Source organism: Rheinheimera sp. SA_1 (genome assembly GCF_001669775.1).
In the GTDB taxonomy this organism is placed as follows: domain Bacteria; phylum Pseudomonadota; class Gammaproteobacteria; order Enterobacterales; family Alteromonadaceae; genus Pararheinheimera.
On sequence record NZ_LXWK01000011.1, the window covers coordinates 478,072 to 492,152 of the forward strand.

Consider the following 14,081-nt stretch of genomic DNA (forward strand, 5'->3'; position numbering starts at 1 on the left):
AGTCTCAACGCCAGTTTTTGCCGAAAAAACACGCAATCAATTGCTGGCGTTGAGATTTTACTTGCGAAGCTAACGAAGCTTTGTATAATCAGCCCTGTTTACTCCGCAAGACCTCTCAATGCCTGGGTGGCGAAATCGGTAGACGCAGCGGATTCAAAATCCGCCGGGGGAAACTCCGTGTCGGTTCGAGTCCGACCCCAGGCACCAATACTCCAGTAAGTAATTCACTAAAGCAAACAATACATCCAACCCTTATTTTACTGCTTAGCACTTTGATTCTAGTCAAGTATTTCTATTTCTGTTCCGGTAGTTCTCAAGCTCATTTCGTTTCCAAAATCACTGCCAATAACCAGCCCGATCCAAACCCTGTTCTTTTCATGGAGCCTTTAGCTCGCATTGCTTGCAATTACTTGCAAACAGACCCGATGTGGGATCTGTTGATATTGATTTAATGTGTTTAGAAACCGCAGTGGGCTAGATCTGTGCGCAGTCGTACAGACGTATGACTTGCAATAACACAGGCTGTAAGCTCGGGAATCAAAGACGCCGCCTACAGGACTGACGTCATGGAGCTTAGCGTGAGACTGGTTATAAAACATGTCATGAAACTTGTTATGACACTATTTTCAGCAAAAAATCAGCAGCTTTTAGCAAAAGCCCGTCAGCCGAAAGCTAAAACACATCACCAAGATCGCCCATTTATCGCAAATTCAAAAGGTTGTCAGGCGATTGCTCCTGTGGGCGCTGGTGTCGAAGTTGGTATAGATGGTTATGCGAGTGCTTGTGTGGATGGTTATATGGAAGGTGCTGAAACACGCCCCTTGGTAGCGGATGAATGTGCTATTGATACCTGCTACAAGCAGATGAGGCACTGGCGCGACCTTGCTGGATTCCTTCCGCCAGCGATACTTTGCGCCGCAATGCTCAGCGGTTGTAGCGACACCGGATCACAACCTATTTCACAAAGCACCGGCTTAAATCCTGCTTTACCCGCACCGCAACACGCCTTGATCCCAACGGTCAAGATTGCTCCGGCCATTGGCTGGCCAGCAGCTAAAAAGCCTGTTGCCGCCCCGGGAACCAAAGTAACCGCCTTTGCCCAAGGGCTGGACCACCCGCGCTGGCTGTACCTATTGCCAAATGGCGATGTGTTGGTTGCAGAAACCAACAGTCCCGCCAAACCAGACGATGCCACCGGCTTCATCGGATGGATGATGGGCTTAGTGATGAAGCGTGCTGGGGCAACGGTTCCCAGCGCTAACCAGATCCGCCTGTTGCGCGACACCAATGGCGACGGTGTGGCTGACCTGCAAACAATATTCTTGGCGGGGCTCAATTCACCTTTTGGTATGGCACTGGTTGACGGCAACATCTACATTGCCAATTCAGATGCCATAATGCGCTTTGCATATCAGCAAGGCGACACGCAAATCACCACTGCTGGCTCCCAAATCATTGCTTTACCTGCCGGCACCATCAATCATCACTGGACTAAAAATATTATCGCCAGCCGCGATGGTCGCTCGCTGTTTGTCACCGTTGGCTCCAATAGCAATGTCGGTGAGCGCGGCATGGCGGAAGAAACAGAACGTGCCGCTATTTGGAAAGTGGATCGCAGCACGGGTACCTATCGCGTATTTGCCAGCGGCCTGCGCAACCCCAACGGCATGGCTTGGGAGCCTCTCACCGGTGTCCTTTGGACGGTGGTGAATGAACGCGATGAACTTGGCAATGACCTGGTTCCCGACTATTTAACCTCGGTGCAAGACGGTGGTTTTTACGGCTGGCCCTACAGCTATTTTGGCCCAAATGTGGATAGCAGAGTTGAACCACCACGCCCGGATTTAGTGACCAAAGCCATCATTCCTGATTACGCCCTGGGTGCGCATACCGCGCCATTGGGGTTGGCAGCATCAACCGGAAACAGTCTTCCAGCAGTATTTGCCAATGGCATGTTCGTCGGCCAACACGGCTCGTGGAATCGCAACCCGCCCAGTGGCTACAAAGTTATTTTTGTCCCCTTCAACCAAGGCCAACCCTACGGCCAGCCAATAGATGTCCTGACCGGTTTTTTAAGCGATAACGGTGATGCCTATGGCAGACCGGTCGGCGTCGCTTTAGATGCAACCGGCGCGCTGTTGGTGGCAGATGATGTCGGCAATATGATTTGGCGGGTTAGTAAAGCGGCGTCACCCTAAACAATTGATTAGGTGATAATTTAATTCTATGCGACCAATAACGGCACTCAAGCGCCGAAGGCTAAGTCTTGGCCCTCCTCCACAATATCCACCACTCGATCAATCAGCGCAATATCCAGCTCTAACTCCGGGTAACGCCGGATAAACTCTGATCACAACGGCGCCAGATGCAAAATGCCAAAGCTTAAAGGGCGCATTGCCGCTCTGAGATTTTATTCGCTAAGCGAGCGACAAACCCGATTCCGACCTTCTGCTTTAGCACGATATAAAGTTTCATCAGCGCGCTGAATGAAGCTTTTTAAGCTGTCGTCCTGCAGAAATTGTGCGACACCAATACTTGCCGTACAACCTTGCTCCGCCGTATCTTTGGCTTTTTGCATGGCTAACGTCTGGCGGATCCGATCGGCGTGGTCATAGGCACTTTCGATCGTCGTATCTGGCATGATGATCAGGAATTCCTCACCGCCGATACGGCCGATAGAGTCAGTTTTACGAATACCCTGGCTAATAGATGCAGCGGCATTTTGCAAAGTAACATCGCCGGTCTGATGCCCATACTGATCATTGATGGCTTTAAAATGGTCCAGATCCAACATCATAATGCTTAGCGGTGTCTGTTGTCGGAACACTCTGGAAATTTCAATATCCAGGATCCGCATGATCTCGCGCCTGTTATACAGCCCTGTCAGCTCGTCGGTGGTTGCAATTTTCTCCAGCTGTGCTGTGCGTTTTTTCACTTCTGCTTCCAGCCGCAGGTTCGATTCCGCCAGCTGCTTTTCCGCTTGCTGCAATTCAGTTATTTTCTGCTGCATGTTGCGTCTACTCGGGAAACTGATCGCTTCCGGCAATAAATGCCACAGCATCACTGCGGTCACCATGGAAATGATCCCGGTCAAAAATTTAACAATGCCTTCTATATAGTAATAACCATTCCAGATGTTGATGAGCCCTACTAAATGGGTGGCGCCGCAGAAAAAAATAAAGCCGGCAAACATCAGAAATAACCAATTAAACCGGAAATCATCTCTGGATTTAACCAGTTTCACTAAAGCAATTGGGATCAACGTATAAGCAGTAAAAGTGAGTAAATCGCCACCGACATGTAAAAACAGCAGATCGCCACGCCATAGCAAACAATGGCCATGTGGCATAAAGTTACCGTTAAAAATCTCTTTAATAATGTCCACTGTTGCGTCCCTGTCACTGCTTTGAAATGAATTCAATTCGAGGCCACGACCATCAAGGCTAGCCTTACCATGATTAAAAAACAGGAAAAGACTCAGCGCTCATTGGCTTTTAATGTTTCGCAATAGTAGACAGCTTAGCGCATCTTCGGTTGTTGTAATTAAGCAATCAAAGATATACCTATCTTTCCTGCTCCTTGCTACTTATTCACTCAAAAATTAATTTTGCTGCATCTATTGCCGATGTTTTGGCGTATTTATGAATCATCGAAACAAAAAAGGAATATTTATGACGCCACAACAGCAGCTGCTCGAATGGTTGCGCTCCAGTGCTCAAGGAGACCAAGCAGCATTTGAAAGTTTATATCAAGCCACTTCAGCCAAGCTATTTGCGGTCAGTTTGCAATTGATGCGCCGCCGTGACTGGGCTGAAGATGTACTTCAGGATGCATTTATTAAAATTTGGCATAACGCCGGTGACTACCATACGGAAAAAGGCACGGTGATGACGTGGATGATTAGCATCACCCGCTATCGGGCACTGGATTTATTAAAAAGCAGAAAAGTGAAAGCCGAACATATCGAATTGGATGAAAGCTGGATGGAGGCGCTACACACGGGTGAATTTACCGATCCTGCCGCCGACAAAGCTCGTCTGGAGTTTTGTATGGAAGGCCTTGAATCCGACCATCGACAGTCGATTTATTTAGCTTTTGTCAACGGTTTAAGCCATCAGGAGATTACTCAATATATCAGCGCACCACTTGGCTCGATTAAAAGTTGGATCCGCCGCGGCTTAGCGAAACTCAAAAGGTGCCTCGAAGCATGAACTATTTAGAGCAAGAACGACAAGACGCCCTGGCAGTCAGTTATGTGTTGGGGTCGATGCGCGGCAAGGCTCGCTTGCGCTTTCAGGGTTTATTGATGCAACACTTAAGTTTACGTCAGGCCGTATGGCGCTGGGAGCGACATTTAAACCCGGTCGTCGAGCAGTTAAAACCAGTCATGCCCGATGCAAACGTATGGCAACGAGTAACCATTCGACTCGGTTGGCGCGCCCCAGAGCAAGCGCCACCAACATCATCACGCAGCTATTGGAAAGAAACGTTCGCAGTGGCGATGGCCGCTTGTTTAGCTTTGTTCCTGCTATTACCGCGATTTGACCCGGCAGATCCAGCGCCAGCGCAACTGGCGATTGTTCAAAATAGCCAAGCCCAAGCCTTGTGGGTCGTGAAGTGGGAGCAACAGCAATTGAAAGTGCAAGCAACAGCGGCGGTACAACCATTAACCGATGCCGACTACGAATTATGGATGTTACCTGAAAATGGCCAGCCACCTATTTCGCTTGGTTTATTGCCACAACAAGCAAACACCGAACGCGCCATACCACCCAGTGTCAACGGCTTAAAAGTGGCTGCTTTAGCGGTAAGTCTGGAACCCAAAGGCGGCTCGCCCACCGGTCAACCAACTGGACAGATTTTACATACTGCACAGTTGATCCAATTATAAGGAACTGGCTGTCAACACAGCGCAGGTTCTATTGCGAACGGTCTTGATTTAACTTTTTTTCTGGTTAAATCAAGACTTGTTATGACGCAGCACCTGACATCCACAATCTGTTTGCATCAGCTCACCTCTTCCTCTTTGCGTCAGCACACCCCTTCGCAGCAACAAAAATTATTTTTCAATTAATTGATACCTGGTTGCATCTACCGCCACTGCTTTGTCGTTACTGCAAAAGCAACGTACACAAACCAGAGGAATAACAAGATGAAAACTACCGTAAGCGCTTTATGTCTCGCGATCTGTGCCAGCCTTTGTGGTTCGGCTTTAGCATCAAGTCACCGCGAAGCGCCAAATATCACCCGGTTACCCACCGTCGATTCTACCGATTTTTATGTCTTTAATAGTTATGAACCCAATCGCAGTGACTACGTCACAGTGTTGGCAAACTATATACCGCTGCAAGATCCACAAGGCGGCCCGAATTATTTTGCCCTGGATCCAGCAGCTGTTTACAACATTCACATTGATCAAGATGGTGATGCGGTCGAAGATCTGACCTTTCAATTTCGCTTTAGTCAGTCACTGGTCAACAGCAATAAAGGCGTGCAGTTGCCCATTGGCCCAGCTGGCCAGCAAAAAATGATTGGTGTGCCATTAAAACATGTTGGTGGTTTATCGGCAGGCAACAAAGCGGCACTCAATTTTGAAGAACGTTATGAACTGAGTCTGGTGCAAGGCCCAAGTTTAACCAGTCCAAAAACAGTGATCCGCTCAGCCGAAGCTGATGGTCTTTTTGTTAAACCCTATGATTATGTCGGTCAAAAAACCTTTGGTGATGCCAGCCAATATCAAGCATACGCCAACCAATATCAGTATGAAATCAGCATCCCAAACTGTCCGGCCAAAGCTCGGGTATTTGTTGGGCAGCGTAAAGACCCGTTTGTGGTGAACTTAGGTGAGACTTTTGACTTGGTCAACTATGTACCGGTCGAAGGAGATAGTGCGCCAGGTGCTGGCGACAACGGTGGTTTTCCCGGTGGCATTACCCAAAACGCTGCCAATGATGATTTACGCGGTAAAAATATCACCACCCTGGCGCTGGAATTGCCAAAAGCCTGTGTTACCGGTAATGGTAACGGCGTAATTGGGGCGTGGACCACCGCCAGCTTGCCACAATCGCGTTTACTGAATCCAAAACCTGGCTTTAATAACAGCGAAAAAAATGGTGGTGCTTCGGTGCAGGTATCACGTTTAGGTCAGCCACTGGTGAACGAGCTGGTGATTGGCATTGCCGATAAAGATAAATTCTCTGGCAGTGCACCCAAAGACGATGGTCAGTTTGCCGACTATGTCACCCACCCGAGTCTGCCTGCATTATTAAATATCCTGTTTCGTGACGCCGTCAATACGACTCTGGGCGCCAATATTCCGGATTTAGCCCCCAGCAATTTCCCACGTGTTGACTTGGTAACGGCCTTTTTAACCGGCGTGCCAGGGGTGAACCAATTAGCCAAAGTGACCCCTTCAGAAATGGTCCGCTTAAACACCAAAATTGCCGCAACACCAGCAGCAATGCAATCAGCCTTGGGGGTCGCGGGTAATGATTTGGCAGGATTTCCAAATGGTCGCCGTCCTGGTGATGACGTCGTCGATATTGCCCTGCGGGTGATGATGGGCGCTTTGTGCCATGACATCCCTGTGAACGGCCAACCGACCAATTTAGGGGTGTGTAAACCAGTGGATGCGCCTGTAGGGAATGTGCCATTTACCGACGGCGCCCCGCTCGATGCCTCGATGATGGATACCAGCTTCCCGTATTTGCGCACGCCATTAGCCGGTTCACCGAACTAAGGAGATGACCATGAAATTCGCTTATAGCCTCGTGCTGTGCCTCGGTTTAGCCGGTTGTAATTCCGATCGGGCTGAAGATGCACCGCCAGTTAAAACTTCACCCAAGTTTGCACTGAACGACTTTACCATTGTGACCGATCAAACCTTAATGGCGCAGTTAGTCGCCACTGATGCTGACGGCGACGCGTTGCGCTTTAGCATCAAGAAAGCGCCCACCAACGGTACCGTCAATATTGAAGCGCAAGGCAAATTTACCTATCAGCCAACGGCTGAGCAAACGGGTAATGATCAGTTTGATGTTGAAGTGACCGATGGCACCAATGTGATCAGTGGCACGTTGAATATCAAAATCAATCGGGCGCAGCTGTCGTATTTGCAATATAGCCGTCAAGCATTCGGCCGTAATTCAACACAAACTGCGCTGCCGTTAAACGGTCGGGATTTTACCGCCGACGCGACCCAATACAGTGATTATGCGGATCTACTGCAACCTTAAATTGGCTGGTTTTACAGCATAAGGGCAGCGGCAAGCGTCGCCGCCCATTTTTAACCATGTAAGAACCATGTAAGGAGACATGCATGCAACCTTGGTCACAGCATCTTTGCGCTTTTGCCGTCAGCTGCATTTCACTACAGCCTCTGTTCGCAGTGCAGGCAATGGACACAAAACAAACAGAGCCCGCAGCCGAAACCGTGTTGGTGATGGCCCAGGCTCCCGCCAACAATAGCGGTAGTGCATTACAACAGATCGCCACTTTGCTCCAGCAAGCACGTTTACCTGGCCAGAGTCGGTTGTTCCAACAAGCCCAACTTCATTTTCAGCAACTCTCCCCAGAGCCAAGCGCAGAATATTGGCTCATCAGCGCCGATCTGGCACAGCAGCAACACCAATTTGACGCGGCACTTGCTGCGCTGCAACAAGCAGAACTGCTGCAGCCACAACCACAAATTGCCTTGGTCCGCGCCAGAATTGCGTTGGTCCGTGCACAACCCAAACAAGCCTTAGCAGCATGCAAACCTTTGTTAGCATTTAAAGAATTATTTTTATTCCAGCTTTGCAGTTTAGAAGCCATTGGTCGCGCCGGTCAGGTTGATCAAAGCTATCCGCTGCTACTCAAACTGGCCAGGCAGACCGATATGCCGTTGCCAGAGCGGTTATACCTGCAGGCTACGCTGGCAGAACAAGCGGAGTGGTTACAACAGCCTACTGTTGCGACAGCGCATTTATTGCCCTGGTTAAGTCAGGCGCCGGTGCCGTTTTGGATTAAATGGGCCGATTTAACCTTGTCCCTTGAGCCGGCGACGGTCTATCAACGCCTGGCGACTTTAAACAAGGATGCCGCGCTTGAAGACAGTTTATTGCTACGGCTGGCCCGCGCTGAGCAATTAACCAACCAAGGTCAGCAGTATCAACAATTGGCGGCAGCGCAAATTCAGCTACGAGAACGGCGCCAGGATCTGCTGCATAGTGCCGATCTGGCGTACTTTTACCTGCATTTACAACCAAACGCGCGCAAAGCACAGCAGTATTCCGGACTCAATTATCAACAAGCCAAAGAGCCAGATGACCAAAAGTTAGCGCTGCAAAGCGGTTGGACCCAAGCCGCATTGGATTTATTAGTCACGGAGGAGCCGTCGATATGAATTTTCACTTTAACTTTAGATATCTGTTGCAGCACAGAATGCAACACTTCAGTCGCAGCTGGAACATGCTGCAACCGCGATTAACCACAGTATTGGCCTTGCTCCTGGGTCTTAGCAATACTGCGCATGCGCATAGTTTAAGCACCAGCTATGGCCAACTCGAGACAAAAACTGCACAAATGAACGGGCCGGTATTACAACTGCAACTGGCGCTGAGCGATTTGCAACTGACACTCGGCTGGTCGACGCAACGCGACTTAACCTGGACCATGGTCAAAGACCAGCAACCGCAAATTCTGGCCTATTTACAACAACAGTTAGTGCTGCACGACAGCAAACGCCAGTCGTTAGCATGTAGCTGGCAAAGCGCCGATACCGATTGGCAACTGAAACAAATTCAGCAGCAATACTATTTGCAGTTGTCCCTACAAAGCGATTGCCCATCCGCGGCATGGCTGCACTATCGACTCTTCACTCAGATCCATGAGCACAAAGCTTTGCTGCAAACCCCGCATGGAGAACAAATTTTGGCGGAGGCAACCCCATGGCTCGCACTATAAACTATCGTTTTTTCAAAATCTTAGAATTAACTACCTTGGGTTTGGTATTCAATACCTGCGGCATCATCACTACAGCGCACGCTGATGGTTTGCATCAATTACCGGATGAAATCATTTTAATTCAAGGCACCAAGTTAAAGCGGGCGAACTCAGCGCAAAATGGTCAGATCCAGTTAGCTTCTGAGCAAAACATTGAATTGCGCCCGGCGGATGTGCTCGAAAACGTCCCTGGTTTAGTGGTGACTCAACATTCAGGCTCCGGCAAAGCCAATCAATACTTTCTGCGTGGTTTTAACTTAGATCATGGTACCGACTTTGCCACCAGCGTCGACGGGATGGCGGTCAATGCCCGCAGCCACGGCCATGGTCAGGGTTATACCGATTTAAATTTTTTAATTCCTGAATTACTCGGCCAGCTCAATTACCAAAAAGGTCCGGCGCAAGCGCAAGCCGGAGATTTTGCCAGTGCGGGTTCTGCAGATTTATTATTGCGCGACCAGGCTCGCAGCCAGCTGGGCATCACGGTCGGCGCCTTTGGCTATCGGCGTATGCTTGGTATTTCCAGCCAAAAAATCGGTCAGGGCCAGTGGCTGAATGCATTGGAAGCCCAGCACTACGATGGCCCATGGCAAGGGCTGCAGGAACAGGTTGAAAAGTACAATCTGTGGTCGCGTTATAGTCAGGAAACGGTGCAGCAGTATTTCAGCCTGACGTTGATGGCCTATCAAAATCAATGGAATTCCGCTGATCAAATCCCACAACGATTGATCACGGCCGGTCAAAGTCGATTTTTAGCCCTCGATGATAGTGCTGGCGGTGATAGTCATCGTTACAGCATCAGCACGCAGTGGTTACGCGATGATTGGGCGTTGAATGCTTATGCGCTGCAAAGCCGTCTCGACTTATGGTCTACCTTCACTTATTTTCTTGAAAACCCCGAGCTTGGCGACCAGTTTTATCAAGTTGATGATCGGCGCCAATGGGGCGCTGCATTAAGCCGCCAGCAAACGGCTGAGCTATTTGCCGGGCAATGGCAGCACGAATATGGCCTGCAGTACCGCCAAGATCAGATAGCACCGATTGAGCTTGCCCATAGTCAACGGCGGGAGCGTATTCAAAGCCTGAAGCTTGACGAAATCGACCAATGGTCAGTGGCGGCATTTAGCCAACAGCAATGGCAATTAACGGATACCTGGTCGGTCGAATTGGGGTTACGTTATGATTGGCTGGATGCAACAGTCGAGGATTTGCTCTTTGCTGCAAACACTGCATCGACGGCAAACCAACCTGCAACTGCCAGCGCACAATCTGCCGATGGCATTGCCAGTGTGCGTACGGCTTTGACTTATCAAACTGAGCAGCAAAGTTGGCACATCAGCTATGGCCAAGGTATGCATTCTAATGATGCCCGATTGCTGTCCGGCAATGCCATGACCGATGCCTCCGCTCTAGCCATTGATCAGTTCACACCTGCCAGCTTGTGGTCACGCACTGAACATAGCGCTATCAGCTGGCAAGCCAATATCGATACCTGGCAATACTCCGCGGGCGTATGGCAAATGTTTTCTGACCAAGAGCTTGTGTATGTGGCTGATGCGGCGGAAACGGAAAACAAAGGCGCCAGTCACCGTTATGGTGTCGAGGGCACTTTAGCCTATCAATTGAACCATCAATGGTCGACATCGTTAGAGCTAGCGTTGACGCGGGCACAATACCGCAACACTGCAGATGGTCGTTATATTGAGGGGAGTGTTCCAAGGGTGGTGATGGCTAAATTGCAATATCATAGCCATGACAATCTGGCGTGGCTGCTGAAAGTCCGTCATCTGGGCCCACGTTATTTAGACAGTAGCGGTATTGAGCGGGCAAGTTCAGTGACACAGCTCAGTATGCAACTAAGCGGCAGTTTTCAGTTTGGAAAATCGAAGCAAACGGCTGGCGCGGCGCCATCAGCAGCAACTGGCTCAGCTACGCCATCCTGGCAATGGCAACTGGAGTTGCACAATGCGCTGAATAGCCGCGCCGCTGATATTCAGTATTTATATGAATCTCGTTTGGCCAATGAATCCATGGCGATCGCAGATCGCCATCTCCACCCTTTAGAGCCAAGAATGCTGCGCTTTAGTCTGAGTTATTTATTCTGAGCTATTTATTCTGAGCTATTTATTCTGAGATTGAACAATGTGAACGCCAGTGCGGATAACTTCAAGGCCGATACTGGTTGTCACATAAATACATTGATGGAATGACTGGGTTGTACATGCCGCCACACCATCATCGATGTTTTAGCTTGTCGGCACTTTATCAGTGAGTCTGTAAAAAAATGTGTAAGTGGCATTCTACCTAACTCCTTGTAAGGGAAACAGAATGCCAATTGCAGACCAATTACTGGATCAACTGTTAGTTGACTGCAAATCTCCTGAAGATCTGATGGGCGCGCAAGGCCTGTTGCGCCATCTGACCAAAAAGCTTGCTGTATGAGCCCTTGAAGCTGAGATGGAACACCATCTTGGTTACGCCAAACATGACCCTGCCGGTAAAAAATCCGGTAATTCCCTCAACGGTAAAACCAGTAAAACTGTGCGCTCTGTGCATGGTGAAATCGAGCTGGAAGTTCCGCGCGACCGCAATAGCACCTTCGAACCGAGATTGGTGAAAAAAGCGAAAAACAGCTGGGCGGTTTTGACGAACGCATCATTTCGCTGTACGTCCGCGGCATGTCGACCTGTGATATTCAGGCGCATTTTGAAGAAGCCTATGATGTCGAAGTGTCACCAACCTTCATTTCTCAGGTGACCAATACCGTGCTCGATAAGGTCAAAATCTGGCAGCAACGACCATTAAACACTGTGTACCCAATAGTCTATCTGGACTGTCTGGTGGTCCGCAGTCGCGACTCCGGAGCCACTCAAAACATTGTGCATCAGGTGCGGCACAGCCTGCGGTTTGTGGGCTGGAAAGAGCGCAAGGAAGTGGCTGCAGACCTGCGAACTATCTACGGAGCCAGCACGCTGCAACAAGTCGAACAAGCAATGGATGAATTTGCTGCGACCTGGGACGGAAAACACCCTGGCATTAGCCAGTCCTGGCGAAACAACTGGAGCCGGCTGAGTGAATTCTTCGACTATCCTACTGAAATCCGGAAGGTTATTTACACGACCAACGCGATTGAATCTCTGAATGCGAGCTTAAGTAAAGTGACCAAAACCAGACGTTCATTCCCGAACGACGAAGCCGTGTTAAAACTGCTGTATCTGGCTTTACATAAAATTGCGAAGAAGTGGACAACGCCACTTAGGGACTGGAAACCGGCGATGAATCAGTTCATCATCATGTACGGTGACCGTGTACCGCCATGATAAACAGCCACTTACACAGAAAATTTTACATACTCGGATTATATTTTCGAGCATCCGATAGACCAAAATTTGAAGCTTTTCTATTAGTTCTTTTCTTCCAATTGGTCATTTCATTTTGTGATAAGTCACCAATTTCATCTACGTAATAAACTACGTTTCTGCCAAGACGATCGTTTTGTTGCATTGATGGTACAAGATTTTTAGAAATGACCCTGCGACGTTCTGCTGGGGTAAGATTCCTACCTATTTTTTTTTGCTCCTGTTCAATAGCTAACAAGCATTTACGAACTCTGTCCATGTTAATGGTCATGTGCATCGAGTTATCCAAAAAGAAAGAATAATCTATTTCAGTACCGTTTGACATTCCATTAGGTAATAAACGGTATAATAGTTTCATCGGAGATCTCAACCATTTATCGCTAAGTGCATACGCTTCGTAATTTTCTCTAACAATTGTATAGGTGCTTAATATTCTAAATTTATCAACCCAAATTTTTCTACGGTTGCCATCTAAAAATACCTTCTTCAGTAACTCATAACCATTAGAGCCATTCTTAATAAGTTCTTGAATTGTTTCGAATTCATTTTCGAATACATTTTCTAGAAGTGCAGGATCATCACTATTAATTTTTCTAAGTATTGCCTGTACTTCTTGGCCATATCCTACGGTTGCACCATATGGGCCCCATGTAAGTGCTGACTTATCATCGGAAGTATTATAATTCCACTGAACCTGATCATAATCAGTGCCTTCGTGGGACAAAGAAAGTGCAAAAGCACGCTCATGGACTGTAGGTAATGGTGTTTCAGGAAGTAGTTTCTGCCAAAGATTGGTATGAACCTCACCAGAGATTGGATGACTCGATGCAATTACATAATTCTTAAAGTCATCACAACTTTTAAGGGCTGCGAGCGCATTTAGAGAATCGTTACCGAAAATACCATCAATTGCTATAGGCTTTTTTCCACATTTTACTAGTTGCATTGATAAGGATTCTTGAAATAGAGCAATTTTCCCCCACTTCGAGTCTCTAAGTATTTGTCCTGTATAGTGGTATAGGATCCGGCTGTCTTCCTGCCCAAATGCAATATTGCAGGTCAATAACAAGAAAAGCCCAAAAAGACCAGTCAAAATTCTATAAAAAACTTCCATGTGAGGGGATCTCTAAAAAATAGGCTTTTTCAAATATAGCACCCAAATTTCAAGTTACATGTCAAGCAAGGTACAATTTATGAGTAAATTCCCATGCAAATTCACCATTCACAAGTTATAGCACAGTGCTGACAATCTTAGATATGGATGTGACGCTCTAAAAATATATTACAAAACTGACACTTAGCATATTCCGTCATTTCGGCAGTTATTGAATAAATCTGACTCTGGCGTAATTGGATACATTTGATTTCCGGTCAAACTAGTGTAATTGAAATGTGAAAATCCTAGATATAGTCTCGGACAGCCAAAAATATTTTCTGAATTTAGTGACAACTTTCAAAATCTTTACTAGATTTTTTCGGAAATAATCAATTTCCGAATTCGACAACATCAGAAGCGGCGATATGTCACTTAGGTATGCATTCAAATATACTTAATTTTCTGACGTCTAGCTTTCAAATCCAGAAATTGATTATTCATAAAGTTCTCAGCATCACATAGTTCTATGTGTTTAACTAGCTGAGCCGATAACAACTTACTCACAATTAATTTCACTGCTGAATATCTAATTTAAATACCGAAATCCTTGCATTACATTTAATTTCAGACATTTAATTTTTTAC

10 protein-coding genes, 1 tRNA gene and 1 pseudogene are annotated in these 14,081 nt (G+C 47.6%); 10 read left to right on the forward strand and 2 right to left on the reverse strand.

The window, feature by feature from the left end:
- The first annotated feature begins 120 nt into the window (after positions 1–120).
- Positions 121–207: transfer RNA gene (locus tag A5320_RS03325), tRNA-Leu, on the forward strand.
- Positions 208–566: 359 nt separating this feature from the next.
- Positions 567–2,198, forward strand: a complete 1,632-nt coding sequence (locus tag A5320_RS03330; protein WP_197489960.1) for a PQQ-dependent sugar dehydrogenase — start codon at positions 567–569, stop codon at positions 2,196–2,198.
- A gap of 212 nt (positions 2,199–2,410) precedes the next feature.
- Here A5320_RS03330 and A5320_RS03335 read toward each other — a convergent pair whose 3' ends face one another.
- Positions 2,411–3,385, reverse strand: a complete 975-nt coding sequence (locus A5320_RS03335; RefSeq protein WP_068060886.1) for a GGDEF domain-containing protein — start codon at positions 3,383–3,385, stop codon at positions 2,411–2,413.
- A gap of 286 nt (positions 3,386–3,671) precedes the next feature.
- Here A5320_RS03335 and A5320_RS03340 point away from each other — a divergent pair, with 286 nt between their 5' ends.
- From A5320_RS03340 to A5320_RS03375, 8 genes and pseudogenes are all read left to right on the forward strand, one after another.
- The gene (locus tag A5320_RS03340) at positions 3,672–4,211 is read left to right on the forward strand and encodes a sigma-70 family RNA polymerase sigma factor (protein WP_068060889.1); all 540 of its coding nucleotides are present in this window, start codon (positions 3,672–3,674) and stop codon (positions 4,209–4,211) included.
- The gene (locus A5320_RS03345; RefSeq protein WP_068060891.1) at positions 4,208–4,891 is read left to right on the forward strand and encodes an anti-sigma factor; all 684 of its coding nucleotides are present in this window, start codon (positions 4,208–4,210) and stop codon (positions 4,889–4,891) included. Before A5320_RS03340 ends, A5320_RS03345 begins: the two co-directional genes overlap by 4 nt.
- A 261-nt stretch (positions 4,892–5,152) precedes the next feature.
- Complete coding sequence (locus A5320_RS03350; protein ID WP_068060892.1) at positions 5,153–6,739, forward strand: DUF4331 domain-containing protein; 1,587 nt, start codon at positions 5,153–5,155, stop codon at positions 6,737–6,739.
- Between the two features lie 10 nt (positions 6,740–6,749).
- The gene (locus A5320_RS03355) at positions 6,750–7,235 is read left to right on the forward strand and encodes an Ig-like domain-containing protein (protein ID WP_082971505.1); all 486 of its coding nucleotides are present in this window, start codon (positions 6,750–6,752) and stop codon (positions 7,233–7,235) included.
- Positions 7,236–7,318: 83 nt separating this feature from the next.
- On the forward strand, positions 7,319–8,383 hold the full coding sequence (locus tag A5320_RS03360) for a hypothetical protein (protein WP_068060896.1): 1,065 nt from the start codon (positions 7,319–7,321) through the stop codon (positions 8,381–8,383).
- Entirely contained in the window at positions 8,380–8,943 is a 564-nt protein-coding gene (locus A5320_RS03365; protein WP_068060899.1) for a hypothetical protein, read from the forward strand. The genes A5320_RS03360 and A5320_RS03365 overlap by 4 nt, the downstream gene beginning before the upstream one ends.
- Complete coding sequence (locus tag A5320_RS03370; protein WP_068060902.1) at positions 8,928–11,087, forward strand: TonB-dependent receptor; 2,160 nt, start codon at positions 8,928–8,930, stop codon at positions 11,085–11,087. Before A5320_RS03365 ends, A5320_RS03370 begins: the two co-directional genes overlap by 16 nt.
- A 223-nt stretch (positions 11,088–11,310) precedes the next feature.
- A pseudogene (locus A5320_RS03375) lies at positions 11,311–12,302 on the forward strand (transposase).
- A gap of 25 nt (positions 12,303–12,327) precedes the next feature.
- Here A5320_RS03375 and A5320_RS03380 read toward each other — a convergent pair.
- Positions 12,328–13,455: a hypothetical protein gene (locus tag A5320_RS03380; RefSeq protein WP_068060904.1), complete on the reverse strand. Its 1,128-nt coding sequence runs from the start codon at positions 13,453–13,455 to the stop codon at positions 12,328–12,330.
- Between the last annotated feature and the right edge of the window lie 626 nt (positions 13,456–14,081).